Below are 26,589 nucleotides of genomic sequence, written 5' to 3' on the forward strand. Positions count from 1 at the left end.
GGTTGGCCCCATACACCCGTCACCCTTAACGTCAGAAATTCCGGCTATGTCTTCAGTTCCGCTTCCCAGGCTGCGCGAACCTCGGCGAGGCGTGAGGGCTGGGCCTGGAGCAGGGCGCGGCCCACGCGGCGCACCCGGTCGCGTTGTGCGTCTTCCGTGACGTATTCGACCGGCGACTTGCCGTCGACACGCGCCAGGAACAGCCCCGGTAGCAGGCTCGCCGTGCGGGCTTCCATCTCGTCGGGTGTCTCCCAGGTCACGCCGGCCAGATAGGCGTCGGTCATCGCCTGAAAACAATCGAGGAAGTCGGGCTTGGCGGACGGGGTCCAGAGGCATTTCAGCAGGAAATGGTTGAGGCAGAAGGCCAGGTCGAACGCCGGATCGCCGATGCAGGCGCATTCCGCATCCAGGAACACCGGGCCATCGGGTCCGATGAGGATGTTCTTGGGGCTGACATCGCCATGAATCATTGCCAGGCGGGTGGCGTGGGTACGCGCGCTCAGCCCGAACAACGCGTCGCGCAGGTCCGGGTGCGGGCCCGCCGTGGCTTCGAGATAGGGTTCGAGCCGGATCGCGTGAAAGATATCGTTGCGTGGAAAAGTCTCCTTCAACGCGTCCCGCCCGGCGGTACCGGCGTGAATGCGGGCAAGCCGGCGCCCGACTTCGGCGGCGACCTCCGGATCGGCGTGACCGTCACGAAGTTCGTCCTTGTAGAGTTTGAAATCGGACGGATCGAGAAACGCCATGGCAAATAACATCGCGTCCGGGTCATGTGTCAGCACCGTCGGCGCAGCGCCGGGCACGAGTTCCGCCGAGATCCGATACCAGTCCACCTCGAAGCGATTTCGCTCGACCGGGACCTGCCACTCAACCTCCACCGCAAGTTGCGGCAGCGCGCGTTTCACGCAGAAGCTGCGTTCAGGGGTGGTGACTTTCCAGATGTCCGACGAGATTCCGCCCGTGAGGCGCACATAGCTGGCCGTGTCCTCGACAAGCCCCGCGGCACGTAATGACGCGATGAGTTCGGCGTCCGGCTGTGGAGACGCGGGTGCAATGACGCTCGCTTCTTCCCCCATGGGTCTCTTCCTTCAGCTCAAGAAAACGCGCGTGTGCGCCCGCCAAATATAACCGAAGCTTCGATATGGTTAAGCATCCGGTAACCTATAAATTTCTGATTTCCTTGACAAATCACCGGCATGCGCCCACATAGCGGCCATCAGTTGTCTCGCGATTGCGCGAAGCGCCGTATCAAACCGGCGCATATCTTGAGAATGACAATCAAGAAATAGAGCCGATCCGGCCGCGCCCGGAAGCGGCAGAACGCCAAGGCGAAACCGAGTCGATCAATCGACCGGGCCTGTGGCGATTAAGGACTTTCAAGTGAACGAAACCAGTTTTACGGATCTCGGCCTCGCCGATCCGATCCTGCGGGCGTTGTCTGACCGCAATCATGACACCCCCACACCGATCCAGGCCCAGGCCATTCCGCGGCTTCTCGAGGACGTGGATCTTCTCGGTGTCGCGCAGACCGGCACCGGCAAGACCGGCGCCTTCGCGCTGCCGATCCTGCACGTGCTCTCGCGCGGCCACGGCGACGGCAAGCGCAGCCACCCGCGCGCGCTCATCCTGGCACCGACCCGCGAACTCGCCATCCAGATCGGCGACGAATTCCATGCCTACGGCAAATATCTGCATCTGCGCCATGTCGTCATCTTCGGCGGTGTTTCGCAGCATGCCCAGGTCACCAAGCTGCGCCGCGGCGTCGACGTGGTCGTCGCCACCCCGGGCCGGCTCCTTGACCTGATGGAACAGGGCCATGTGAACCTGAACCATGTGGAACATCTCGTCCTCGACGAGGCCGACCGCATGCTGGATATGGGATTCATCCGCGATGTGCGAAAGATCCTCGCCAAGTTGCCCGAGGATCGCCAGTCGCTGCTGTTCTCGGCGACCATGCCGGCGGAAGTGGTCAAGCTGTCACACGACATGCTCTATGAGCCCGAACGGATCGACATCGCGCCGAAGACGGTTGCTGTCGAGGCGATCCGCCAGGCGGTGCATTTCGTGAACGCCAAGGAAAAGCAGGCCCTCCTGCGTGAACTTCTGGCCGACAAGGATATGAAGCGGGTGATCGTATTTACCCGCACGAAGCACCGGGCTAACCGGGTCGCCGACAATCTGGTGAAAGCCGGAATCGAGGCCGCCGCCATTCACGGCAACAAGTCCCAGGCCGCCCGGCAGAAGGCGCTCGACGCCTTCCGCAAGGGCAGGGTACGGGTTCTCGTCGCCACTGACATCGCGGCGCGCGGCATCGACGTGAAGGACATCACCCATGTGATCAACTTCGAACTGCCGAATGAAGCCGAGAGCTATGTCCACCGGATCGGCCGCACCGCGCGCGCCGGTTCCGAGGGTGTGGCCCTGTCGTTCTGCGACGATACCGAGTACGGTGAACTCAAGGATATTGAGAAACTGATCGGTCGACCTGTGGATACCGCCAGCGGCGAACGTCCGCTGCATGCCGCCGCGAAGGCGCCCAGAGGCGGTCGCCAAGGCAAGTGGGCCGGCAACAAGGGCGGGCAACAGGGACGTTCGGGAGGTCAGAAACGACGCTCCGGACGCCAGCGCAGGCCGTCACGCCGCGCTGCCTGAACCTAACGAACATTGCCCAACGGGCCATTTCAGGCTCTGGAAGTGAGGTAAGCATGGCACGCAAGACGAATTACAGTTTCGAGAAACGCCAACGCGAACTCCAGAAGAAGGAGAAGAAGGCCGCGAAGGCCGAGGCCAAGCGGGCGGCGGCGGACGAACGACGCGGTGAAGTGGAGCCTGGCGCGCAAGCCTCCGACGCCCTTCCCACCGACATCGGCGGGGACGCGCCGGTTCGGGACGACAAGGCGGAGTAACGCGACATATCGCCGAACCGCGAAACCGCGGTGCCGGTTGAGTTTGGAAGGGCGTCCCCGCTTGGGGGCGCCCTTCGTCCGTTTAACGCCGGATTTCCTGTGGCCGGGTTTTGCTGTACCAGCATGCACATGTCTCGTACCCGCTACATCCTCGCCATGGCGCCCGGACTCGGCCTCGCATTCATCCTGAGCCAGTTTCTGCGCTCGATCCCGGCGGTCATCGCGCCCGATCTGCGCGCCGAGCTCGAATTGACCGCGGGCCAGCTCAGCGCATTGCCTGCGGCACTGTTCTTCGGGTCGGCCGTCATGCAGTTGCCCGCGGGTGTGCTGCTCGACCGGTTCGGTGCGCGCATCACGGTCGCCGCATTTCTGTTCATTACGGCATGCGGGGTTCTCGGCTTTTCGCTCGCAACAACCACCACCGGACTGACGGCGTGGTTGCTCGTTACCGGATGGGGCATCGCGCCGATCTTCATGGGGACGATCGTCCTGTTGTCGCGCTGGGTGCGCCGGGACAGGCTGGCGACCATGACCGCGCTGACCGTCGGCGTGGGCGGGACCGGCATGCTCCTGTCCGCAACCCCTTTCGCCGCCGCCACGGCGGCCTTCGGATGGCGTGACACGCTGACCTCGGTCAGCGCCTTCGCCATCGTGCTGATCGGCGTCATCCTCCTGACAGTGCGGGATCGACCGCCGGACAGCCCGGCCCCGTCAGGTCCCGGCGAAAGCCTGATTCAGGTCATTCGGGGCCTCTCGATCGTGTTTCGCGAACCGAAGCTCTACGCCATCGGCTGCGTCGGCGGCATGGCGGTCGGTTCTTTCCTTACATTCCGGGCGTTGTGGGTCGGTCCGTATCTCAACGACGTGTTCGGCTCCGACCTGATCGCGCGCGGCAATATCATCTTTGCGATCTCGCTTGCCTGGTTGATCAGCGCCATCGTAATCGGCCCCCTCGACCGGGTATTCGACACGCGGCGCATGGTCGTTGCCGCCGGCGCGATACTCATGGCGTTCTGGTTTGCTCTGCTTGCCGTCGCCGACGGGAGTTCGCTGATATTTGCCGTCGGCGCGATGGTCGCGCTGGGACTATGTTCGGGCCTGTCCTCTCCGATATTTGCGCATGCGCGCGCACTGTTTCCCGATCGCTATGTCGGCCGCCTGGTGACGGCGATCAATCTGTTCATCTGGGGCGGCGTTTTTCTCGTCCAGGTTGCGACGGGCCTTTTCATCGATTTATTCCCCACCGACAGTCTCGGCCGGACCCCCGCCGATGCCTATCGCTGGACGTTCGCGATACTCGCGGCGCTGCTGTTCACCACCGTCCTGTTCTACCTGCGCGTCGACGACGTCCCCCCCTCCAAGGACGAAGTCGACCCGCGCAACAAAAACTAGAAAACAGCGGCTTGTTGCGCGCGGTAGTGATCCGTCGTGGATATCTCACGTATCAAGTAAGAGCCCACGAACAAGAGCACATGCCTTGATGTCCACATCGACGAGACAATATCCGGTTCCGTTGCAGGAAGAGGCCCGCCTTCGAGAGTTGCACTCCCTCAGGATACTGGATTCCGAACCAGAGCCGGAATTCGACCGCGTCACTCGGCTCCTTGCGTTGGTCATGAAGACCCCGATTGCCCTCGTCACACTGGTGGATGACGACCGGCAATGGTTTAAATCATGTATCGGCGTGGATATTCAGGAAACGGCGCGCGACAACGCGATCTGCGCTCACGCCATCATGTCCGACGACATCCTCGTCTGCACGAACCTCAGCCAGGACAGCCGATTCTTCGATAACCCCCTGGTTTCCGGCGAGACCCATGTGAGGTTCTATGCCGGCATGCCGCTCGTCACGCGCAACGGTTTTCGGATCGGTACAATCTGCGCGGTCGATACGGAACCGCGGGAATATCCATCCAGCACGACCCTCGACGCCATGCGCGATCTCGCCCAGCTCGCGACCGATGCAATAGAAAGAAGGGCGGACCGGCTGTCCACGGAAGAATCCCGTTCGATCCAGCTCAAGAATGCGGACGACGCGAAGGAAGCCTTTCTGGCGATGCTCAACCATGAAATGCGGACGCCGTTGAACGCGATCATCGGGTTTTCGAGTTTGATCACCATGAATGCCGCCAACGATATATCGGCATCCCGCACTGCGGAATACGCAAAATTGATCGAGCAGGGCGGTTACACGCTGCTGCACCGCATCGAGACGATGCTCAACTGGACACAGGTGCAACGCGGCGAGATCGTTCTGGAGGAGGAATCCGTGCCCGTCGCCGAACTGATCGAACGCGGCACCAGTTCCGTGCCCGAGATTGGCGGCATGAACGACAATCGCCCGGTCGAAATCGTTATTCAGGACGATTGCCCGGAGCTGAAATGCGATCCGGATCAGATGGGATTTGCGCTAGAGAATATCGTTCGCAATGCCCTGCAGGCGACGGCCGGTACCGATCCGGTTCGCATCGATGTGCAGTTCAGCGGGAACCTGGAAATCAGCGTCGTGGATCATGGCCCTGGCATACCGACGGAAGCGATCGAACATGCCATGGCGCCTTTTGGCCATGTCGAGAACAGTCCGGCTCAACCCTGTCGAGGGCTCGGTCTTGGCCTGCCCCTGAGCCGGAAAATTATCGAGATGCATGGTGGTCACCTCGACATCGTGAGCTCGGCCGGATCGGGTACGCGCGTGACATTTCGCTTTCCGGCATATCGAACGGCCGCGAACTAGCCACCCGGAACGGGCTCCGGGCATCTTGTCAGCGGGTGTGCTGGACCGGGAACAGGTGCGCCCACAGACGCAACACCACATAGGCCACGGCGAGCCCCAGAAAGACCCCTGCCGAATTTGAAAGGGCATCGCCCACGCTGGCATTGCGACCGACCCAACTGCCCTGTGCGAACTCCAGAAGTATGCCGACCCCGATCGCAGTGGTGCCGGAAATGATCCGAATGTCCCAGTTGGAGAAACCCAACCCGCCGCAGCCTGCAATCACCCCGTAGGCCAGCAGGTGCAGCGCCTTGTCGGTGCCTTCGGGCACGTCCAGCTCAGGCTGGGGGATCAGCGACAAAATGGTCACGGCCGTGAGGGCGATGACGTATCCCAGAATGAACACCCGATGGGGCAGTGCGATCAAAGCTTTGCACGCGCCGATGCGGACGCGCCGGTGCCTTCGAGGTGCAGGTCGTCGAGATGGCGAAATTCACAGCCGCCCTGGTTGATGATCGTGTCGGCGCCGACCCTGACCGTCTCGACATAACGCGAACCGTCCAGGCGGGCCTCCAGCACCCCCACACCCCCAAACGCGATTCGGACATGGTCACCCGACTGCGTGAGCGGCGAGAGGTCGTAAATCGAGCAGATATGCTGATCGCACCGGCGATAGGCATCCTCGATGAAATCGATCTGGATTTGCGGCTGACGCGGATCGTCGGGCAGGCAATACCATTGCCCTGTCGCGTCGGTGATTGCCGGATCGGCGGCGGCGGTGGCCACCAGCCGGGCCGTTATCAGTACCGAGAGGGCAATCATCGTGCGCATGGACCATTCCTAACACATCCCGGCCTCGTGTTCTGCAAGGCCGGGACAGGGTTAACCGTTTGATAACCGGGCGCGGCGACACTGTGCCGATGTCCGTAAATTCAGCAAACAGGCCGTTGATTATCGCCGGCGCGGGGGGCCATGGCCGCGCATGCGCCGACGTGGCGCGGCGTAGCGGCTGGTCCGTGATCGGCTTTTGCGATCCTGCGTTCGCGGGTGTCTCCGATATTCTCGGTGTTCCGCTGCTGGACCGCCATGAAACCGACCTGTTTGCGAACTGGCCCCGGGACACCGCCCTTTTCATTGCCATCGGCGACAATACAAGGCGTCTGGCACTCGCCGAGGACGCCGGGCGACATGCCATACCCCTGGCGGTGCTGATCGACCCGTCCGCCGTGGTCTCTCCGAGCGCGGCCATCGGCCCCGGCGCGCTGGTCATGCCGAATGCAGCCATCAACGCCGAGGCCGCAATCGGACGCCTGGCCGTGATCAACACCGCTTCCGTGGTGGAACATGGTGCGCGCGTCGACGAAGGCGCCCATGTGGCACCGGGCGCCTGCATGACAGGCGAGGCGGTTCTCGGCGCTCGGGCTCTGCTCGGGGCCCACGCAACACTCCTGCCCGGGGTTCTTGTCGGGCGCGACGCGACGGTTGGTGCGGGCGCGGTCGTGACGTCCGATGTTCCCGCGAGCCACACGGTCGTTGGCATCCCGGCGCGCCCGATACGGAATCTGGAACTGGTCCACGACGCCGGCTGAACCCGGGTGACAGCCTAATCCTTGGCTTTCTCGTCGTTCAGACTGAGCGAGAAACCGGTTTCCGCCGCCGCTGTTCCCGTGGCGCCGGCAGCCGCTTCGGCCGCGGGATCCGGAGGTGCCCCGCCGAACATGGACCGCAGCTTGCGGTACACCGCCCGAATGGCCCGGAAAATCTTCGGCAACAGCCAGATCATCAGCAAGATGAAGAGGCCCAGCAGGATCAGGAACACGATGGGATGATTGAGTGCCGCCCAGAGGCCCGCGATGACCGCGATATCCTCAAGGATTGATGCCGTCCAGTTGGAGACAGGTTCGGGGGAGGTGTTGATGGCGAGCCGGGTCCCGGCCTTTGTGAAATGGGTCGCGCCGGCCAGCGTTCCGCCCGCGATAACAGCGGCGAGTTCCGCTCCCGCACCGACATCACCGACCGCACCGGCCGCCAGAATTGCACCGGCAGGAATCCGGATGAAGGTCTGCAGCGTGTCCCAGCCGGAATCGACGCCGGGGACCTTGTCGGCGAAGAATTCGATGAAAAACATGAACCCGGCCGCCCCGATAACAAGCGGGTTGGACAGGATTTCGAGATCCGGGGGCAAGTCGATGTTGCCGGTGGTACTCATCAGCCCGAGCGTCGCGATGGCGGCGTAGAGATTGACCCCGCTGGCCCAGGCGACTCCCATGGTGAGGGCTATGGTTTCGACAACGCCCATCGGTCACTCCCGCATTCGTGAATACCGTACCCTGCACGTTGGGGTGCGCGCGGTATCTGTCAATGGCCGCGCCTAACGCGCCCCACAAACACCATAATCACAAAATGCCTGATTCAGGCGGGTTTCGGAAGCTTTCGAAGGCCGTTTGCCAGCCAGACCAGCAGCGGCTTGAAGGCGAACTCTGCGCGCGCCTGGGCGCCCATGGTGATCAGACTTTCTTCCATGACCCGGCCGGGAACACGCTCATTGAGTCCGACATCGCACAACCGGTCGAACAGGCCGACGGCAACGTCCCAGTACCGGTTTTCTTCCAGCGGCACGTCGGAAAGCCGCGCACAATCCACCATCGTCACGGCGGCGGCGCTTGCCACGAATTCCGTGCTGCCACGCCCACAGGCGCGCAGCAGGTAACGGAAGTCCGCAAGTCGGCTCCGCTCCATGCCATACTGCCGCCCTATTAGTTGAAGTTCGTTCGACAAATTCTTGAAATCAAAAGAACTATCAATCTCGAGAGGCATCCGGGGAAGGGCCGTAATAACCGATGCAGGCGCGCCGATATCTTCCATCAGATAGGCGAACACCTCGTTCACGCATACCCGTGCGAGAAGCCATGCGCGTTCCGCGTGCCGCCCGTCATTCGTGCCCATGATGCGTGTGGCCAGCAGCTTGAGTGCCTGGCGGGAGTCGCAATCGAGGGTGTCGTTGATCTTGATGGCGTAGGATGCGATCACGGGGCAGGCCGTGACGGGACGGTCCGTGTGGCGTTCGCCGGCCAGAAGCGCCACCAGCGACATCACGCATAACTCACTTTCGCGACGTTCGCCGACCCGCGGCACCAGATCCAGCTGGCGAAAGAGGGTTTCAACTTGTTTATGACCCGGCATAATGCAAACCGTACCCCAAGAATCGAAAACCGTCCATCCTGGCCGGATCACGAGTTCTTGCACCCTGTTCCCGCTTGGCGGGACGACGGCAGAGGAACCATGAAATGACGGCGATCAAGCGAGACACCGTAAAGGCGAACGGCGTGACGCTGCACTACAGGTCGTGCGGCGAGGGGCCGCCCATGGTTTTGCTGCATGGTTGGCCCCAAACATCCTATTCCTGGCGCAAGATGCTGCCGCTTCTGGCGCCGCATTATCGCTGTATCGCGCCGGATTTACGGGGTTTTGCCGATTCCGACAAACCGGTCCACGGCTATGACATGCGGACGGTGGCAAACGACATCCACGCCATGTGCGAGGCGCTCGGACTGGAGAATGTCTATCTCGTCGGCGCCGACTGGGGTGGGCTCGTGGCCCGGCGCTACGCCCTCGACCGGCCGGGCGTGCTCGACCGGCTCTGCGTCGTCGATATCGTGCCGCATGACCAGATATTCGCGAATTTCACGCCCGCCTACGCCCGCGGCGCCTGGCATTACTTCTTCAACGCCATCCCGGACATGCCCGAACAACTCGTCGCCCACGACATCAAACTGTTCCTTCAGGCGATGTTTCGGCCGAAATACCATAATCCCGCGCATATGGATGAATCGATCGACGAATATGTCCGCGCCTATTCCAAGCCGGGCGCGCTGCGTGGCGGGTTCGCCTACTACAAGGCCATGTTCGACGAAAACCCCGCGCTCGATGCGGAGAATCCGGACGCGCGGATTTCTGAACCCGTGCATTGCGTTTGGGGCAACAGCGGCGGCATGGGTGGGCCGTTCGATGTGCTGAAAATGTGGGAGAGTGTGGCGCCGAAGCTGACGGGCAGGGGACTCGACGCGTGTGGGCATTATGTCCACGAAGAACAGCCGGACGCCCTTGCCGAGGAGATTATCGCTTTCGGAAGGGTTTGACCGGTCGTCGAGCAAGGGAGCTCAGGCCAATATGAGCGAGAACGCCATCGAGGATTTGTCCCCCGGCGAACTGGCGACTGTCGTGGAGCTGCAACGGGTAGAATTGAACCGCCTGCTGTCCGACCAGAAACGCCTCAACGCGCGCATCGATTCGCTGCTGCAGTTTCAGGAGCGCGAACAGGTGTTGCGCCAGCAGATGCAGGCGTCGCTCGACCGGTTGGTGGAACAGCGCGGCGCCGCGGACCCGGTAACGAAACCGATGTCGACGCTCGCAATGTCGGAGGACGTGCCGCGGCTCAGTAGTCGCCTGAACAGGGCGGAACGGAGATTCCAGGCGCTGCGCACCGCCGTGGGCCAGCTGGTGCTCGCACTCGAGCGGCAGGGAACGGGGCAGGGCGCCTGAACCCAGCGCCCTAATGGGCCATCAGCACCGGTATTTCAGCATTCGCGAGGATCTGGCTGGTCGCGCCACCGAAGATCATCTGGCGCAAACGACTCTGGGTATAACCGCCCTTGATCAGCAAATCGCCGCCCGCATCCATGGTTTCGGACAGGATGATATTGCCGGCTTCCGCCCCGGAGCGCCGCCCGGACACTTCGCGCACATCGACCGCCACGTCGTCGCGCTGCAGGTTGACCTTCACGTCTTCGGCGCTCGGTCCCGGCACCATGCCGCCCTCGACGGCCAACACGGTGATCCGGTCGGCTTCACGCAGAACGGGTTTCGCGAATGCGATGGCGCGGGCCGTCTCGGTCCCGCCATTCCAGGCAATAACCACATGGCGGCCCATATCCTGCGGGATCGTCGGCGGTGCAATGAGAACCGGCCGGCCTGATTCAAACAGCACCGTCTCCAATGTGTTCATGGCCGGCGTCATCGCGCCGGGCATGGGCCGCCCGACAACCGTCAGGTCGAACACCCGGGCGCGCTGCCCGAATATACCGATCCCCGATGCCTCGTCTTCCACCCAACTGGCACACAGCTTGGTGTAATCGTCCCTCGCCTCGGGAATGTTGTTTTGGGCGACGAACTCCCGGAACTGGGTCTGCAGGCGATCTGCGCGGGTGCGCTGTTCCTGTTCGAACTGTTCCTCCGTGCCCGACAGTGCGGCAGCGCCGCCCTCGAACCCGACCGCGACGGCCCCGGCAAGGGTGGGGCGAATACACAGCCCTTCGATATAACTGTCGTAGCGCTTGGCGAAGACCAGAGCGGTCGCCAGGACGGATGTTAAAATCTCGCTCTCTTCGAGCGGTACCAAAATCGAGCTAAACGCCACAAGTGCCTCCCAACGCGTATGGCTTTTCTTTGATAATGCGCCCAGTCGGTGCGTTCGGGCAAGCCGCTAAGAATTCGAGCCTGCAATGGTTGCCACGCCGGTGGCGTTCGGGTAAGAAATCGCGCTTCCGAACGGAGCGGCAGTGGCGGAATTGGTAGACGCGCAACGTTGAGGGCGTTGTGGGCGCAAGCCCGTGGAGGTTCAAGTCCTCTCTGCCGCACCACCCGATGGCTTAACGGACAAAACGTCCCGTGTTTTCGCCATATTGCATTGGTACCCGCCGTTCACACGACTATATGTGTTGTGCAATGCGGAGCATCCATGGCGAACAAAGACAGAAAACCTGACAGACGCAGGGACCGAGTCGGACTCGGAGGCCGGAAACGGCACGGGATTGTCGCCCGGCTGCGCGGTTATTTCTTCGCCGGCCTGCTGACGGTCGCGCCGATCGGGCTGACCCTCTGGTTATTCTGGGTGCTGCTGAAATTTGTCGATGCGCGCATAACGCCGCTCATCCCGCAGAACTACAATCCAAACACTTATCTGCACGCACTGGTGCCCTTCGAAGTTCCCGGTGTGGGCCTGATTGTGCTGATTGTCGTGCTGATTATCATCGGCGCACTGACCCGCATGTTGCTGGGCCGCACCCTGGTCCGCATGAGCGAGAGCATCGTCAATCGCATGCCCGTGGTCCGCAGCGTCTATGGCGCAACCAAGCAGATCGTCGAGACCGTGCTGAAAAGTCAATCCGACGCCTTTCGCCAAGTCGTGTTGTTCGAATACCCGCGCCGCGGCAGTTGGGCGATCGGGTTCGTCACGGGCGCGACCAAGGGGGAGGTCCAGGCCCTGACGGATGACGAAGTCGTCAACGTCTTCCTGCCGACGACGCCGAACCCGACATCGGGCTATCTGCTGTTCCTGCCGCGTCGCGAACTGATGCCCCTGTCGATGTCCGTGGAGGAGGGAATCAAGATGATTATTTCCGGCGGCATTGTGACACCGATGGACCGGCGGCCCCTGGAAGAACAGAAAATCAAACGAATCGGTGCCGCCAATGGCGACAAGCCGACAATCGTTCCCGGCGACGGTATGGGCGCACTTCGCGACACGTCGAAAACGAACTCTGCGGAGTAAAAAACCCGTCGGCGAAAACGACTGACGTCAACCTGAGCGCGCGTAGCGCACGGCCGCGTCCCTCTCGAACAGGTACAAAAGCGTTCGCAGCGCGTCACCACGCGCGGATTCGAGGCCGGGGTCCCGGTCCATGATCAAACGCGCGTCATCGCGGGCCATCGCCAGCAACTCGCCGTGCGCCTCGAGGCTGACCATCCGGAACTCCGGCAATCCGGACTGTCGGGTTCCCAGGACATCGCCCGCGCCGCGCAACCGCAAATCCTGTTCCGCAATTTCAAACCCGTCGTCGGTATCGCGCAACACACGCAGGCGTTCGCGACCGGTCTGTCCAATTTCATGTCCGTACAGCAGCAGGCAGGCGGCGTCCCGTTCGCCGCGTCCGATCCGGCCCCGCAGCTGATGCAGCTGCGCCAGGCCGAACCGCTCGGCATGTTCGATCACCATCACCGTCGCCTCGGGAACGTCGACACCGACTTCGATCACGGTCGTGGCCACCAGGACATCGATTCCCGGCACGTCGCCACCGGCGAATCGCGCCATCACCACGTCCTTCTCCTTGCCGGGCATCTTGCCGTGAACGAGCCCGACCCGATCGCCGAAGCGTTCGCGCAAGGCCGCATGTCGTGCAGTCGCGGCGGCAACATCGATGGTCTCGGATTCCTCCACCAGCGGGCAGACCCAGAAGACCTTTCCCCCGGTATCGAGTTGACGCTGCACCCCGGCAACCGCATCGTCGAGCCGGTCGATCGAGGCCGTCGTGGTCTTGACCGGCTTGCGTCCCGCTGGCTTCTCGCGCAGCTGTGACTCATCCAGATCGCCATAGGCGGCCAGCATGAGAGTGCGCGGGATTGGCGTCGCGGTCATCAAAAGCACATCGACCGTCGCACCTTTCTCGGCCAGCAAGAGCCTCTGATGCACGCCGAATCGGTGCTGCTCGTCGACGACGGCCACCGCCAGATCATTGAACACAATGTCGCTCTGAAAGAGCGCATGGGTACCCACGACGAGCGGTGTATCGCCCGCGGCCAGTCCCTCCAGGATTTCCGTCCGGGCCTTGCCCTTGTCCCGCCCGGTCAGCAATACGCAAGGCACCCCGGCGGCCTCGGCGAGTGGGGCGATGGTCGCGTAGTGTTGCCGTGCGAGGATTTCCGTCGGCGCCATCAGCGCGGCCTGGCACCCCGCTTCGACGGCCGTCAGCATGGCCATCAGCGCCACCACGGTCTTGCCGCTGCCCACATCGCCCTGCAGTAGCCGGAGCATGCGGTGCGCCGAAGCCATATCCTGTTCGATATCGACGATCGCCGTTTTCTGGCTACCGGTCAGCTCGAAGGGCAGCGCATCGAGAACCCGAGATCGCAACCGCCCGTTGCCCGCGATCGGGCGCCCAGCCTGTTTTCGGACATGGGAGCGCACCAGCATGATCGCCAGCTGGCTCGCCAAGAGTTCGTCATAGGCCAGGCGCATGCGGGCCGGCGCGGCGGGGTCGAGATCGCTCAGTTCGCCCGGCGTATGGGCTGCCGTCAACGCGTCGTGCCAGCACGACCATTCGCGCAGGGCAACGAGGGCCGGGTCGAGCCACTCGACCAAGTCTGGAGCGCGATCCAGTGCGCCGGTGATCGCCTTGCCCAGCACATTCTGGGACAGGCCTTCGGTCAGCGCGTAGACCGGCTGCACCCGCATGACGTTGGCGCGCTCCGATACCTTGGCGACGATGTCCGGGTGGGTCATCTGGAGTTTGCCGTCATAGAACTCGGCCGAGCCGCTGACGAGACGGGTCTCGCCCTCCGGCAATGCGGAAGCAAGGTAGTCCGCCCGACCGTGGAAATAGACCAGGGTGATTTCACCCGTGTCATCCCGGCAATCGATACGGTAAGGAATCCGCCGGTTGGATACCGGCGGGGCGTGATGCCTGGTGATTGTCAGTTCGAGCGTGGCGATGCGGCCCGCTTCCAGATCCACCAGATTGGGGCTGTAACGGCGGTCCACGATCCCGCCCGGCAGGTGCCAGATCAGATCGACGATCTGCGGGCCGACCAGGCGCTCGATATGGGTGCCGATGCGCGGACCGACACCCTTCAAGGCCGTGACCGGCGCGAAAAGCGGGAACAATATTTCTGGGCGGACGCGTTGGGGCACGGCAGGACCGATTATGGGGTTCGCGCGGCTGACAGCAGTTCGCAGGAAGGCTATATCCTAGGGAGCATGGACGCCCGAGTCAGCATCGGGCAGACAGGACCGGCGAGATGACCGCAGAAACGACCAGGCAAACACGCGAGAATCGGATCAAACGCTTGATCTATCGCAGCATCTATACCGGCACCAGGGAGACCGATCTGATCCTCGGCAACTTCGCCAGGCGGAACCTCGACGGTTTTAGCGAACAGCTGCTCGACGAATATGAAGCGCTGATCGAGAACAGCGACCCGGACCTCTACATGTGGATCAGCCGGCGCAAACCCGTACCCGAGGCCTGGAACGGCGAGATCATGCGACGTCTGCAAGACTTCAAGCTCGAAGACTAACTTGTTGCTAAATCATAACTTTAGCTGGGGTGCACCGGGCTCCACGACACGGTTTACCGGTGTGCCGGACGGCTGCGATGCGTTGTTGCTTGCCGAATTGTTGGCGCAGGCCACGCAGCCGTTGTTGCATGTGTCGAGCGACGATCTCGGGATGAATCGGCTCGCCGAATCGATTGCCTTTTTTGCCCCGGACACCCGCATCCTGAAATTCCCGGCCTGGGACTGCCTGCCCTATGACCGGGTGCCGCCTCGCGCCGAACTCGTCGCCGAAAGGATGGCGACCCTCGGCGCACTCGCACAGGAGCCCGCGGCCGCCGCCGAATCAGGCACACAGACCCTGATTCTCACCACCGTCGCCGCGGCCCTTCAGCGGGTGCCGCCGCGCGCGCGCATTCGTGAGACGCATATCGAACTGGTGCCCGGCCGCACGGTGGATTTCGGTGTCGTCACGGCGTTTCTCGCGGCCAACGGCTTCCATCGCACGGAAACGGTCCGCGAACCGGGTGAATTTGCCAGTCGCGGCGACATCATCGATCTGTTCCCCCCCGGCTACCCGGAACCCGTCCGCATCGATTTGTTCGGCGACGAGATCGAGGGTCTGCGACGCTTCGATCCCCTGAGCCAGTTGACCACCCATCCGCTCGATCGGCTGACGCTCCTGCCCGCCAGCGAGATTCTGCTGGACGAAGCCTCAATTGCGCGTTTTCGCTCCTCTTATCGCGCCCGCTTCGGCGCCGTACGCGGGGACGACCCCCTCTATGAGGCGGTCAGCGAAGGGGTCCGCCACCCCGGGATGGAGCATTGGCTGCCGCTGTTCTACGCGGCCCCGGAAACGCTGTTCGACTATATCGACGGACCGGTAATCCTCGGTGCCCAGACCCCCGATGCCATGACCGACCGGTTCGATCAGATCACCGACTATTTCTCGGCCCGGGCGAACGCCCCCGACCGCGCAGAAGGCGAGGCGCCCTACAACCCGCTCCCGCCCGATGCGCTTTATCTCGGCCCCGACGAGTGGGAGGATCTGCGCGAGAGCAGGGCGGCGATTGATTTCGACGTCTTCGAAGCCCCGGTGAGCGGGAGCCAGTCCATCTCCATCGGCGGCCGGCGCACGATCGATTTCGCCGAGGCCCGAAGCCATGCGGATACCAACCTGCTCGATGCCGTGCGCACCCGCATCCTCAATGAGCAGGGCGAAGGTCAGGCGATCGCGATTGCCTGTTACTCCAACGGCTCACGAGACCGGCTGACCCAACTCCTTGTCGATCACGACGTCGACAAGGCAACGCCCGTGTCGAACTGGCGGGGGGTCCTGTCGGCCGGCGGGGATCAAGTGCCGGTTTGCGTGCTGCCCGTGGACAATGGATTTTCGGTACCGGGCCGGACGATCTACAGCGAGCAGGATATTCTCGGAGACCGGCTGGTCCGCCGGCGGCGGGCCGCGAAACCGAGCGAGCATCTCATCTCGGAGATGTCGAGCCTGTCGGTACACGACATCGTGGTACACGCCGACCATGGGATCGGGCGCTATGACGGGCTGGAAACACTCGAGATCGGCGGCGCGCCCCATGATTGTCTGCGGCTGGTCTACGCCGGTGACGATAAGCTGTTCCTGCCCGTGGAGAATCTCGACCTGCTGTCGCGCTACGGGTCCGAAGAAGCGGGCGTACAGCTCGACAAGCTTGGGAATGCCGGCTGGCAGGCACGCCGCGCCCAGGTCAAGAACCGCATCACGGAGATGGCCGACAAGTTAATGGCACTCGCCGCCGAACGCGAGTTGCGCCACGCGCCGAAACTCACGCCGCCGGCCGGGCTTTATGAAGAATTTTGCGCCCGTTTCCCGTTCGCCGAAACCGAAGACCAGAACCGTGCGATCGACGACACGGTCGAAAGCCTGGGTGCGGGCAAGCCGATGGACAGGCTGGTCTGCGGCGATGTCGGCTTCGGCAAGACGGAAGTGGCACTGCGCGCGGCATTTGTAACGGCCCTGAACGGGCGCCAGGTCGCCGTCGTCGTCCCGACGACGTTGCTGGCCCGTCAGCACTACCAGACCTTCAAGGAACGTTTTGCGGGACTGCCGGTCAAGATCGCGCAACTGTCGCGCCTGACGGCGGGCAAGGAGGCGGAGGATGTGCGTACCGGGCTGGAGGCGGGGCAGGTCGATATCGTCATCGGCACGCACGCCCTGTTGTCCCAATCGGTCACATTCCGCGATCTGGGCCTTCTCGTCGTCGATGAAGAACAGCATTTCGGCGTCGCCCAAAAGGAACGCCTCAAGGGTCTCGGCAGCGATGTGCATGTCCTGACTCTGACGGCCACGCCGATCCCGCGAACATTGCAACTGGCCCTGACCGGTGTGCGCGAACTCAGCCTGATCGCCACTCCGCCGGTGGACCGCCTCGCCGTGCGCACGTTCATCCTGCCCTATGACGGCGTGACCATCCGCGAAGCCATCATGCGCGAACATTTCCGCGGCGGGCAGAGTTTCTATGTCTGCCCCCGGCTGGCCGATATCGAGCGGCTGCAGGAGCGTCTGAAGGATCTGGTGCCCGAAGTCACCGTCGGGGTCGCCCACGGCCAGATGCCGGCACGTGCGCTCGAAGACGTGATGACAGCGTTCTACGATCGCAAGTACGAGGTGCTGTTGTGCACCAACATCGTCGAATCCGGGCTCGATGTCCCATCGGCGAACACCATCATCGTTCACCGGTCGGACATGTTCGGCCTGTCCCAGCTCTATCAGCTGCGTGGCCGTGTCGGCCGCTCCAAGGCCCGGGCCTATGCCTACCTGACCTTGCCCACCGACCGTACATTGTCGGAGACAGCCCGGCGACGGCTCGATGTCATGCAGACCCTGGATACGCTCGGGGCCGGATTCAGCCTCGCGAGCCACGACCTCGATATTCGCGGCGCGGGCAACCTGCTCGGCGAGGAACAGTCCGGTCATATCCGGGAAGTCGGTGTCGAGCTGTATCAGCAGATGCTGGAAGACGCGGTCGCGACCGCGCGCGAAGCCGGGTCGGGTGTGTTGCCGACCGACGAGTGGACGCCGGTCATCTCCATTGGCGCGCCGATTCTGATCCCCGACAATTACGTGGCTGACCTCGGGGTCCGGCTGGGCCTTTACCGCCGGATCGCATCATTGGTGAACCCGGAAGAGATCGAGGGATTTGCCGCCGAGTTGATTGACCGGTTCGGACCGATCCCGAATGAAGTCGAGAACCTGCTCGAAGCTATCACCCTGAAAGGGCTATGCCGGGACGCCGGCGTCGAGAAACTCGATGCCGGCCCGAAAGGCGCCGTGGTCACGTTCCGGGACAACAAATTCTCGAATCCCGTGGGACTCGTGGCCTTCATCACCAAGGAATCCGGCACCGTCAAACTGCGCCCGGACCATAAACTGGTTTATCGACGCGACTGGACCGACCCGAACAAGCGTTCCGTGGGCGTGCGCCGCTTCATGCGCAACCTGTCCGCCATCGCGGCCGCCCCGGATGGCAGTGCCGACGGGTAGTCGATGCCTATTCTGCCGCCAGCCCGACGCCGGCGAGGTCGAACAACGGGAAGAAGGCCTCGGGCTCCTGCGCCCCGGATATGGCGTAGTCGCCATTCACCACGTAGTAGGGCACCGCGTTGATACCCATGCGCCGGGCACGCAGGTCCTGGGCAAGCACCGTGTCACGCTCTTCATCGCCGGCGAGAAATGCCGACGTGGCGTCCCGGTCAAGGCCGGCCATGTGGGCGACCCTTAGTAGAGCCAGATCATCGCCGATATCTTCGCCGTCGAAGAAGAACGCCCGGAACAGGGCTTCGACAACGGCGCCCTGCAGCCCGAACCGGTCCGCGTAGCACAACAACCGGTGCGACTGGATGGTGTTCGGCATGCGGGAGATAGCCTCGAAATCGAACGGTATGCGCTCCGCATGGCCTGCGCGCGCGATCGTCGCGTAAACGCCCGCCGCGCGGTCGGGGCCACCGAACTTCGCCGCCAGGTAGCGCTCCCGTTCCATGCCGGAGACCGGCATGTCCGGGTTCAATTGAAATGCATGCCACTTGATGGTCGCCGTGATGTCATCCCGTACCGCCAGCGCACGTTCGAGGCGTCGCTTTCCGATGAAACACCAGGGGCAAACCGTGTCCGAGTAGATGTCGATCTGAACCATCCGCGAAACCTGCGACGCGCACCTTTTCGGGTCAAGCCCCGACGCGAAGGCAGCCTTGCGCAAACGGCCCTTCTCCGGCCGGGGTCGCTTGCGCCATAATCGGACCGAGAGAAGGGGACCCGACATGATTCTGGAACATCGCGCCTACACCATGAAACCGGGCCTGCGGGAGCGATTCTACGAAACCCAGGTTGAGCGGGGATTCGACGCCGTCCGCCCCGTCATCGACCGCGTCATCGGGTATTTTTCAACGGTGAGCGGACCCGCGGACCAGGTCGTCCATATCTACGCGTTCGATTCCCTGGAAGATTGGCGGACCCGTCTGCACGGTCTCTATGATGTGCCCGAGCTGGAGCCGTATTTCCACAAGGTGCGCCCGCTAATGCTGGCCCAGGAGAACCGGCTACTCATGCCCGCCCCGGTTGCCGCGCTGACCCCGCATTTCTCTGCCGAATCCTACTGGACGCCGGGCGACCCGCCGCTGGCGGACCCGGCGACGAACCGAGACCTTCTCGTGGAAGAACAGATCGTCAGCCTGACGCCGGGGTCGTTGGGCAAGTATTGGGAACTCATCGAGCAGTACGCCGTGCCGGCCATGTCGCCGCTCGAGACCAATACGATCGGCAGTTTCCACATGATCGCCGGGCCGTTGCATCAGGTTTACAACTACTGGTTTTTCGATGGGTTCGACGACAGGACGCGCCGCCACAATGCCGTGCGCGTAAACCCGGACTGGATACGGTTTCAGGACGAGATACGCCCCCATGTCGTGAAACAGGAAAGCAAGCTCATGGTCCCCGCACCGGTCCCGGAAATGGTGCCGTTGTTTCGTTCGGTTTAGGTGCCCGGAACTGTCATGCCCGTGAAACAATCCTCGGGTAACCAACTCGCGATGTCCTGACAGGACGCCCAATCGAGCGAGACCATGAATTCAAAAACCTACAACGTGATGTTCATTTGCACCGGCAACTCGGCGCGCAGCATTCTGGCCGAAGCGATCATGAACCGCGTCGGCGCCGGGAAATTCAAGGCGTACAGCGCCGGAAGCCACCCGACGGGCAATGTGAACCCGCATGCCGTGACACTTCTGAAAAGCCTCAATCATTCGACAGACTCGTTCCGGTCAAAAGACTGGCTTGAATTTTCCGGGCCCGATGCGCCTGAGTTCGACTTCGTCTTCACGGTTTGCGATCAGGCCGCCGGCGAAGTCTGTCCGATCTGGCCGGGCCAGCCCATGTCCGCCCATTGGGGCCTGCCGGACCCGGCCGCCGTGAAGGGCACCCAGGCGGAGATCGCCGCCGCCTTCGCGGAGACCTACCGGATGCTGAATAACCGGATCGAGTTCTTCGTCAACCTGCCTCTGGGGTCTCTCGATGCGCTGTCATTGCAGGCCCACCTCAACGCAATCGGCGAAGAACTGGCCTGAGCACGGTCCACATCGGGTCGCGCCCGCTAGGACGCAAATTTCGATCTGCTCCGGTTTGCAAATGCAACGAGTGACAGCATCACCGGCACCTCAACCAATACACCGACAACCGTTGCAAGAGCGGCGCCGCTGCCGATGCCAAACAACCCGATTGCGACCGCGACGGCCAATTCGAAGAAATTGGACGTGCCGATGAGTGCACAGGGTGCCGCCACGTTGAAGGGCAGCTTCCACATATAAGCCGCGCCGTAGGTCACAAAGAATATTGCGTAGCTCTGGATGATGATCGGCACCGCGATAAGCAGGATCAGAACCGGCTGAGAGATGATTGTCTGGGCCTGGAACCCGAACAGGAGGACAACTGTCAAAAGCAGGCCAAGGACGGATATGGGTTTCAACTTCGCCGTGAAATGATCGATCCCGGCTTGTGCACTTCCATGTTTTCTCACCAGGGTGCGACGTGTGATGGCCCCTGCAATCAAGGGTACAACGACATAGAGAAGCACGGAAAGAAGCAGGGTCTCCCATGGCACGTTGATGCTTGTTACGCCCAGCAGGAGCGCCACGATCGGAGCGAAGGCAAAGATCATGATGACGTCGTTCAGCGACACCTGCACGAGCGTGTAGGCGGGATCACCCTTGGTCATCTGCGACCAGACGAACACCATGGCGGTGCACGGGGCGGCCCCCAGCAGGATCAATCCGGCGATATATTGCTCGGCATCATCCGCGGGAATGAAGGGCGCAAAGACAAATTCGAAAAACAGAACCGCCAACGCCGCCATGGTAAACGGCTTCACGAGCCAATTGACCACAACCGTAAGAAAAAGCCCCTTGGGACGGCTTCCGATGGACTTGAGGCTACCGAAATCGACGGAGACCATCATCGGATAGATCATCGCCCATATCAGGACGGCCATGATCAGATTGACCGACGCATATTCAATCTCGGCAATCCCGGCGAAGACGCGCGGCGCAATGTTCCCGAGCGCCAGTCCCACCAGGATGGAAATTCCGACCCAGACAGACAGCCATTTCTCGAATATGCCGAGCCCGGCAGCCGTTGCGTCATTCGTCCCGGAGGTTGCTGTCATGAATATTCTCCGCTGGCGGGGATAATCCGGCGCCAATCCTGGGTGTTTGGGTATGCCAATAAACGACTTCGGTGACAGTTTTACTGCATGCGGCAGCGATCCGCCCGGATCAAAACAGCCCGGCCCGCAATTCGATCGGCGCCGCGTCGGTCAAACGGGCGGTGTCGGTAGGCCCCAGCTTGTTGAAATCGATCAGGCCGCGCACTTCTTCGACATAGGCCTCACGGCGTTCGGAATAGGAAACCAGGCCCTGTACCAGGGCCGGGCCACGAGGTGTTTTTCCGGCCTTGCGCGCGTCCGAACGCAACTTCCGGAACGCCCTGTATGCCGGGTTGGAATTCAGGTTCTGCGCATAACCATGCACGGATTCGAATGGGGTCTTGAAGCTGGCGATCCGGTAATCGCCCAGCGCCTTGCGTTGTTGTTCCGGTTTCAGCCCCTCGCCATAGCGCCATTGCCCGAAAAGTGCATTCCCCTCCACCGCGAAACGCGACAAGGCGTAAGCGCTCTCGATGGCGCCCTGGGCCAATGCGAGCGAAGGCGGGATCACATCGACCCGGACGCTCAAGGTTGCGATCTGCTGGGCTGAAAGCGGCGTCTTGGAATCGACCTTTTCCCGGTCGACCACCCCGTAGCTGGCGGCAAGGTCAAACAGCCATCTGCGATCGGCAGACGGCAGGGCTTCGCCGCCGCCGAGAACCTTGCGAAGTTCCGCAAGGCGTGTCCGATCGGCCCCGATTTCGCGGTTAACCTGCAGGACCAGCGGCAGCAGCGTGCGAAAGAACAGGCTCTTCTTGCGTTCCACGTCCAGTCCGTCCGCCCAGTCTTCCGGCACGGTCGTGATGAAAACCGGTGGTACGCGGGCATTGCCCGCCCGAAGGGCCGCCATGGTGTAGCCCTGCTCGACATAATACTCGTGTAACTGCGCCGGCGACTTGAGCCGAACCGACGCACCGCCCGCAGGGCCGACGGTGAACCACAGCACGGCCGCGATCGTCAGCCCGAGGGCGCCAACGATGACGCGCCGTTGCCATGCGAGCGCGGGAATACAGGCGCCGATTTTTGTGAGTATGCGGCTCACTGGAGGGTCCTTTTCAGGGTACGCAATTCGCCCGGTTGAATGGATTCGGTTTGGCGTTTTCACGCCCGATTGCCTACAGTTCGAACCTCTTTAGTCCGGCGGCTTCTCGTCGTCAAACAACCAGAATTGTCCAATGGGAGGACCCAAAATGGCAGACGGCCCACCAACACGCACACAAATTCTCGAAGCCTGCGGCGACATGCTCAAGTGGCAGGTCTATGTGGTTCATACATTCCCGACCGACGGTCTCGGTCCGGTAATGGAGAATATCGGCCCGCATCTCGCCCATCAGGCGAAGATGGAAGAAGAGGGCATCTACGTCGCAGCCGGGCCGCATTGGGCCGATGACGAAGAAACATGGGAAGGCGAGGGGATGTTCGTCGTTCGCGCGCGGGATCTCGCCCATGCAAATGAGATCGCAGCCTCCGACCCGATGCATTCAAGCGGTGCGCGTTCCTATCGTGTGCGCCCCTGGCTGATCAACGAGGGCACCATTACGGTGAAAGTCGGCTTCGCCTCGGGTGTACGCGAAGTTTTCTAGCGATAACAAAAACTTATGACGTCGAACGACCGCTTTGGAATGTGCTGGTGTTCGTATTTTCACCGCAAAGAGCGGGAAACATGTTCGGATACGCCAACTGGCAGGCTTATTGCGTAGTACGGGGTGAACTTTCCATTCATCACGCAAAACGAGACAAGGCAGGCACATGATGAAGAAAATTTTGATCGGGCTGGGCGTACTGGTGGTCATTGCGGCAGTCGGGATATTCGTATTCCTCGGCAACCTCAACGACATCGTTCGCGCCGCCGTAGAAAAAGTCGGCTCGGACATGACCCAGACCAACGTGGTCCTGAACGAAGTCGACATCGAACTGACGTCGGGCAAGGGCGCGCTGCGCGGGTTCCGGGTAACCAATCCCAGCGGCTTCAGCGATGACGACGCGTTCAAGTTCGACGAAGTCAGCGTTGCAATCGATCTTACCTCGGTACGCAGCGACCCCGTCGTCATCAAGGAAGTCATCATTTCCGGGCCGGAGGTCGTCTATGAATTCGGCGACGATGGAGACAGCAACCTCGACAAACTCAACAAGGCGGTTCAGTCGAAAGCCGGCAGCGGAAAAAAGAGCTCCGGCGGCGGGGATGCCCCGAATATCGTGATCGAAAGCCTGGTGTTGCAGAACGGTAAGGTCGCCGTCGTCGCACCGCTTCTGAACGAGAAGCTTTCGGTCCCGCTGCCAACCATTCGCCTCAAGGACATCGGCAAGGACGGCAAGGGTGCCACGCCTGAGGAGATCGCATCACAGATCATGGACGCAGTCCTGCAGGGCGCACAAAACGCCGTCGCCAATGCGAAGATCGATGTCGACAAACTGACGGGCGCCGCCATGGAGCAGGTCGAGAAGGCCACGGGCGATGCAATGAAACAGATCGAAGACGCCACGGGCGGCGCCGGCGGTGCCGGTGATGCCGTGAAAGGCCTTATCAAGGGCTTCGGCAAATAGCCGCGGATTCCTTCCGACAAAACGAACCCTATGAGGGCGGCCTTCGGGCCGCCCTTTTCGTTTCGGTCGCCCCAAACATGCAATAGCCGATGGACAAACCCGCCAAACGGTTCACTATTCTGATCATGGGAAAAGGGGGCTCGGGCCATGACCACACAATCCGACACCATAAAGTTGGGGCCGCCGGCGCTGATGTTCAGCCATTTCGGCGTGAATTGCGACGACGCCGACAAGCTTGAGGATTTCTATGCCCGCGTCCTCGGGTTCTGCGTCAGCGACCACGGCCTGATTCGTGGCGACAAGGACCGGATCATCTTCATGACCCGCCGCCCGCGCGAACATCACCAGTTCGTCCTCGCCGGCGGACGACCGGCCAGATTTGCACCAACTGTCGGCGAGACGGGCTTCAAGGCGCCTGACCTCGCTGCCTTGCGGCATATGAGAACGCTTCTGGACGCCGAGGACGATGTCGGCGACATCGTTGCCGTCGATCACGGCATCACCTGGACTCTGTATTTCCGCGATCCGGAACTGAACCGTTGTGCGGTTTCGGTGGAGACCGGCCACTATGTCCCCCAGCCGGCGGCCTGGTCACTGGATCTATCCATGGCCGACGCCGAGATCATCGCGCAAACCGAGAGGCGCTGCCAGGGTGCGGCAGGCTATATGCGCCGGGAAGACTGGCAACGCGAGAAAGCGCAGGCCTTTGAAGCCGAAGGGCGGTTGACGGACGAGGGCCCCGAAACCGGCAATGAGAACCCCGCGTTCGAACGTCCGAACGATCCGGATCGAATTCTGCTGCACCCGAAAGCCAACGCCGCGCCGCCGCCGCCGGCAATCGCGCATGCCCATTGTGCCTTCAAGGTCGACGACATGAACGCAATGGTCGCCTTCTATGACGACGTGCTCGGCTATGCCGTGACCGACCGGGGCATCATGCCGCCCATCGGATCCGAGCCGGAACGGGAATACACCTATCTCAGCCGCGACCCGAGCGAGCACCATCAGGTCATCCTGATCTCCGGTCGGGACCTCGATGCACCGACGAGCGTGAACCAGTTGAGTCTGCGCATCATGTCACTGGATGAATTGCGGCGGATGGAACGCGAACTCGAGGCACATCCGGACGTGGGGCCGTTGCGCAAGACATGCCACGGCAACTCGTTCTCGATCTATTTTCCCGACCCCGAGGGAAATATCGTCGAACTCGCGGTCGAATCCGTCTGGTACGTGCCGGCACCACATGGCGCGCCGCTGGACCTTTCATTGGACGACGCCGAATTGATTGGCTGGGCCGAGAATCATTGCCGGCAAACAGAAGGCTTCATGATGCGCGCCGACTGGAAAAGCAGGGCGCGCGAAGAACTCATCGCCAACGGCCACCTCGAGGCCGAGGGGCTCGTCAACGACGTCGCGTGAAGGAATCAAGGAGAGTGGATCATGTTCGAGTATTTTCCGGATAACTATGCATGGAGCCTGACGACGGCGACCCTGTTCGACGAGGTCGGGACCGTCAGCGAGGCCGAGGAGGCGCTGCGTTCGGTCAAGCACCTGGCCGGCGGCGACCCGGCAACGGCCAACGAGGCCTGGTATGAAGCCTTCACGCGTTTGGCGGAGCGCCTCCAGCGCCTGGGGGATACGGACATGGAGGAAGGCCACCCGCTGACCGCGTCCCGCAAATATCACCGTGCCGGGCTCTACCATTTGCGCGCCGAGCGGTTCCTGCACCACAGCGACCCGCGCGAACTCATGGCCTACCAGCGCGGGGTCGATTATTTCCGCAAGGCCCGCGAGGTCGGCCGTGAACCGGTGGAATATGTCGACATCCCGTTCGAGGACGGGTTCATGCCCTGCATGTTCGTGAAGGCCGATGTCGAGGGGCCGGCCCCCTGCATGATCCATATCCAGGGCTTCGATTCCCTGAAGGAACTCCATTACCCGGTCATCAGTGAGGCATACCGCAAACGCGGCATGCACATGCTGATTGTCGATCAGCCCGGAGCAGGGGGCGCACTGCGCCTGCACGGCCTGACCGCCGGCCATGAGACCGAACATTACGTCGCCAAGCTCGTTGATTATGTGGAAGCGCGTGACGATGTCGATGCCGCGCGGATCGGCCTGTCCGGCAACAGTCTCGGCGGTTACTACGCGCCCCGCGCGGCGGCCTTTGAGAAACGCCTGAAATGCTGCATCGCCTGGGGCGCGCTGTGGGATTTCAGCGTCTATTTCGAGCGCGCCTACGCCAAGATCGAGTCTGCGCCGTCCGTGCCGGACATGGTAAGCCACGGCATGTGGGTGATGGGCCAGAAAACACCCGAGGATGCGCTCGAAGTGTCTCGCAAGATGACCCTCGAAGGTGTCATCGACAAAATCACCTGCCCGCTGCTGGTCTGCCACGGCGAGAACGACCGCCAGGTGCCACTGTGGATGGCGGAAAAGACCTACGAAGAGGCCGTCAACAGCCCGAACCGCAAGCTCAAGGTCTTCCGTCTGGACGAGGGCGGGGCCGAGCATTGCCAGATCGACAACCGGCAGCTGATCGGCGACGTCATGTCGGACTGGGCGGCGGAAATATTCGGCCTCGATCCGGCGGGAATCACCTGACCCTGCTGTATTGATCCAGAAATCCGCT

Annotated in this window: 26 protein-coding genes and 1 tRNA gene; 17 read left to right on the forward strand and 10 right to left on the reverse strand. The window is 62.2% G+C overall.

What is annotated here, in order from left to right; all coding sequences use genetic code 11:
* Positions 1-44: 44 nt before the first annotated feature.
* The gene (locus ABJ363_16520; GenBank protein ID MEP4380593.1) at positions 45-1,076 is read right to left on the reverse strand and encodes an aminoglycoside phosphotransferase family protein; all 1,032 of its coding nucleotides are present in this window, start codon (positions 1,074-1,076) and stop codon (positions 45-47) included.
* A 304-nt stretch (positions 1,077-1,380) separates the two neighbouring features.
* On the opposite strand from ABJ363_16520, the gene ABJ363_16525 reads away from it, so the two are divergent.
* The 4 genes from ABJ363_16525 (at position 1,381) to ABJ363_16540 (ending at position 5,640) form a co-directional block, all read left to right on the forward strand.
* Entirely contained in the window at positions 1,381-2,652 is a 1,272-nt protein-coding gene (locus ABJ363_16525; GenBank protein MEP4380594.1) for a DEAD/DEAH box helicase, read from the forward strand.
* A gap of 53 nt (positions 2,653-2,705) precedes the next feature.
* Complete coding sequence (locus ABJ363_16530; protein ID MEP4380595.1) at positions 2,706-2,906, forward strand: hypothetical protein; 201 nt, start codon at positions 2,706-2,708, stop codon at positions 2,904-2,906.
* A gap of 129 nt (positions 2,907-3,035) precedes the next feature.
* Positions 3,036-4,298 (forward strand): MFS transporter, encoded by a 1,263-nt coding sequence (locus ABJ363_16535; protein MEP4380596.1) that lies wholly within the window; start codon positions 3,036-3,038, stop codon positions 4,296-4,298.
* An 88-nt stretch (positions 4,299-4,386) separates the two neighbouring features.
* The gene (locus ABJ363_16540; GenBank protein ID MEP4380597.1) at positions 4,387-5,640 is read left to right on the forward strand and encodes a GAF domain-containing sensor histidine kinase; all 1,254 of its coding nucleotides are present in this window, start codon (positions 4,387-4,389) and stop codon (positions 5,638-5,640) included.
* A 28-nt stretch (positions 5,641-5,668) separates the two neighbouring features.
* On the opposite strand, the gene ABJ363_16545 is transcribed toward ABJ363_16540, so the two are convergent.
* Both ABJ363_16545 and ABJ363_16550 read right to left on the reverse strand, forming a co-directional pair.
* On the reverse strand, positions 5,669-6,046 hold the full coding sequence (locus ABJ363_16545; GenBank protein MEP4380598.1) for a hypothetical protein: 378 nt from the start codon (positions 6,044-6,046) through the stop codon (positions 5,669-5,671).
* Positions 6,043-6,450, reverse strand: coding sequence for a hypothetical protein (locus ABJ363_16550; protein MEP4380599.1), 408 nt, complete (start codon positions 6,448-6,450; stop codon positions 6,043-6,045). The genes ABJ363_16545 and ABJ363_16550 overlap by 4 nt, the downstream gene beginning before the upstream one ends.
* Before the next feature lie 89 nt (positions 6,451-6,539).
* On the opposite strand from ABJ363_16550, the gene ABJ363_16555 reads away from it, so the two are divergent.
* Positions 6,540-7,208: a NeuD/PglB/VioB family sugar acetyltransferase gene (locus tag ABJ363_16555; GenBank protein ID MEP4380600.1), complete on the forward strand. Its 669-nt coding sequence runs from the start codon at positions 6,540-6,542 to the stop codon at positions 7,206-7,208.
* A gap of 14 nt (positions 7,209-7,222) precedes the next feature.
* On the opposite strand, the gene ABJ363_16560 is transcribed toward ABJ363_16555, so the two are convergent.
* Positions 7,223-7,918 carry a DUF4126 domain-containing protein gene (locus tag ABJ363_16560; protein ID MEP4380601.1) on the reverse strand — a complete coding sequence of 232 codons (696 nt, stop codon included), beginning with the start codon at positions 7,916-7,918 and terminating at the stop codon, positions 7,223-7,225.
* Between the two features lie 113 nt (positions 7,919-8,031).
* On the reverse strand, positions 8,032-8,802 hold the full coding sequence (locus ABJ363_16565) for a hypothetical protein (GenBank protein MEP4380602.1): 771 nt from the start codon (positions 8,800-8,802) through the stop codon (positions 8,032-8,034).
* 104 nt (positions 8,803-8,906) lie between these two features.
* Between ABJ363_16565 and ABJ363_16570 the strand changes: the two genes are divergently transcribed.
* The gene (locus tag ABJ363_16570) at positions 8,907-9,758 is read left to right on the forward strand and encodes an alpha/beta hydrolase (GenBank protein ID MEP4380603.1); all 852 of its coding nucleotides are present in this window, start codon (positions 8,907-8,909) and stop codon (positions 9,756-9,758) included.
* Between the two features lie 31 nt (positions 9,759-9,789).
* Positions 9,790-10,161, forward strand: a complete 372-nt coding sequence (locus ABJ363_16575; protein MEP4380604.1) for a hypothetical protein — start codon at positions 9,790-9,792, stop codon at positions 10,159-10,161.
* 10 nt (positions 10,162-10,171) lie between these two features.
* On the opposite strand, the gene ABJ363_16580 is transcribed toward ABJ363_16575, so the two are convergent.
* Complete coding sequence (locus ABJ363_16580; protein ID MEP4380605.1) at positions 10,172-11,035, reverse strand: universal stress protein; 864 nt, start codon at positions 11,033-11,035, stop codon at positions 10,172-10,174.
* A 136-nt stretch (positions 11,036-11,171) separates the two neighbouring features.
* On the opposite strand from ABJ363_16580, the gene ABJ363_16585 reads away from it, so the two are divergent.
* Together ABJ363_16585 and ABJ363_16590 are read left to right on the forward strand one after the other, a co-directional pair.
* Positions 11,172-11,258 (forward strand) — tRNA-Leu (locus tag ABJ363_16585).
* Between the two features lie 98 nt (positions 11,259-11,356).
* The gene (locus ABJ363_16590; protein MEP4380606.1) at positions 11,357-12,169 is read left to right on the forward strand and encodes a DUF502 domain-containing protein; all 813 of its coding nucleotides are present in this window, start codon (positions 11,357-11,359) and stop codon (positions 12,167-12,169) included.
* A gap of 27 nt (positions 12,170-12,196) precedes the next feature.
* On the opposite strand, the gene recG is transcribed toward ABJ363_16590, so the two are convergent.
* Entirely contained in the window at positions 12,197-14,305 is a 2,109-nt protein-coding gene (gene recG / locus ABJ363_16595; GenBank protein MEP4380607.1) for an ATP-dependent DNA helicase RecG, read from the reverse strand.
* A 107-nt stretch (positions 14,306-14,412) separates the two neighbouring features.
* Between recG and ABJ363_16600 the strand changes: the two genes are divergently transcribed.
* Both ABJ363_16600 and mfd read left to right on the forward strand, forming a co-directional pair.
* Positions 14,413-14,691 (forward strand): succinate dehydrogenase assembly factor 2, encoded by a 279-nt coding sequence (locus ABJ363_16600; GenBank protein MEP4380608.1) that lies wholly within the window; start codon positions 14,413-14,415, stop codon positions 14,689-14,691.
* 1 nt (position 14,692) lies between these two features.
* Positions 14,693-18,205: a transcription-repair coupling factor gene (gene mfd / locus ABJ363_16605; protein ID MEP4380609.1), complete on the forward strand. Its 3,513-nt coding sequence runs from the start codon at positions 14,693-14,695 to the stop codon at positions 18,203-18,205.
* 7 nt (positions 18,206-18,212) lie between these two features.
* On the opposite strand, the gene ABJ363_16610 is transcribed toward mfd, so the two are convergent.
* Positions 18,213-18,854 (reverse strand): DsbA family oxidoreductase, encoded by a 642-nt coding sequence (locus tag ABJ363_16610; GenBank protein ID MEP4380610.1) that lies wholly within the window; start codon positions 18,852-18,854, stop codon positions 18,213-18,215.
* A gap of 124 nt (positions 18,855-18,978) precedes the next feature.
* Here ABJ363_16610 and ABJ363_16615 point away from each other — a divergent pair, with 124 nt between their 5' ends.
* Both ABJ363_16615 and ABJ363_16620 read left to right on the forward strand, forming a co-directional pair.
* Positions 18,979-19,695 carry an NIPSNAP family protein gene (locus ABJ363_16615; GenBank protein MEP4380611.1) on the forward strand — a complete coding sequence of 239 codons (717 nt, stop codon included), beginning with the start codon at positions 18,979-18,981 and terminating at the stop codon, positions 19,693-19,695.
* Positions 19,696-19,779: 84 nt separating this feature from the next.
* A complete protein-coding gene (locus ABJ363_16620) occupies positions 19,780-20,280 on the forward strand; it encodes an arsenate reductase ArsC (protein ID MEP4380612.1) in 501 nt (166 codons plus the stop codon).
* A 26-nt stretch (positions 20,281-20,306) separates the two neighbouring features.
* On the opposite strand, the gene arsB is transcribed toward ABJ363_16620, so the two are convergent.
* Both arsB and ABJ363_16630 read right to left on the reverse strand, forming a co-directional pair.
* The gene (gene arsB, locus ABJ363_16625; protein MEP4380613.1) at positions 20,307-21,374 is read right to left on the reverse strand and encodes an ACR3 family arsenite efflux transporter; all 1,068 of its coding nucleotides are present in this window, start codon (positions 21,372-21,374) and stop codon (positions 20,307-20,309) included.
* A 109-nt stretch (positions 21,375-21,483) separates the two neighbouring features.
* Positions 21,484-22,455: a glucosaminidase domain-containing protein gene (locus tag ABJ363_16630; GenBank protein ID MEP4380614.1), complete on the reverse strand. Its 972-nt coding sequence runs from the start codon at positions 22,453-22,455 to the stop codon at positions 21,484-21,486.
* A 148-nt stretch (positions 22,456-22,603) separates the two neighbouring features.
* Between ABJ363_16630 and ABJ363_16635 the strand changes: the two genes are divergently transcribed.
* The 4 genes from ABJ363_16635 to ABJ363_16650 all read left to right on the forward strand — a co-directional run bounded on the left by ABJ363_16635 (position 22,604) and on the right by ABJ363_16650 (position 26,561).
* Positions 22,604-22,996, forward strand: coding sequence for a YciI family protein (locus ABJ363_16635; protein MEP4380615.1), 393 nt, complete (start codon positions 22,604-22,606; stop codon positions 22,994-22,996).
* Between the two features lie 169 nt (positions 22,997-23,165).
* On the forward strand, positions 23,166-23,957 hold the full coding sequence (locus ABJ363_16640; protein MEP4380616.1) for a hypothetical protein: 792 nt from the start codon (positions 23,166-23,168) through the stop codon (positions 23,955-23,957).
* Positions 23,958-24,104: 147 nt separating this feature from the next.
* A complete protein-coding gene (locus ABJ363_16645) occupies positions 24,105-25,376 on the forward strand; it encodes a VOC family protein (protein ID MEP4380617.1) in 1,272 nt (423 codons plus the stop codon).
* A gap of 21 nt (positions 25,377-25,397) precedes the next feature.
* Positions 25,398-26,561 carry a prolyl oligopeptidase family serine peptidase gene (locus ABJ363_16650; protein MEP4380618.1) on the forward strand — a complete coding sequence of 388 codons (1,164 nt, stop codon included), beginning with the start codon at positions 25,398-25,400 and terminating at the stop codon, positions 26,559-26,561.
* Positions 26,562-26,589: the final 28 nt, after the last annotated feature.

The sequence above is a fragment of the Alphaproteobacteria bacterium genome, from assembly GCA_039980135.1.
Classification (GTDB): Bacteria; Pseudomonadota; Alphaproteobacteria; order UBA6615; family UBA6615; genus UBA8079.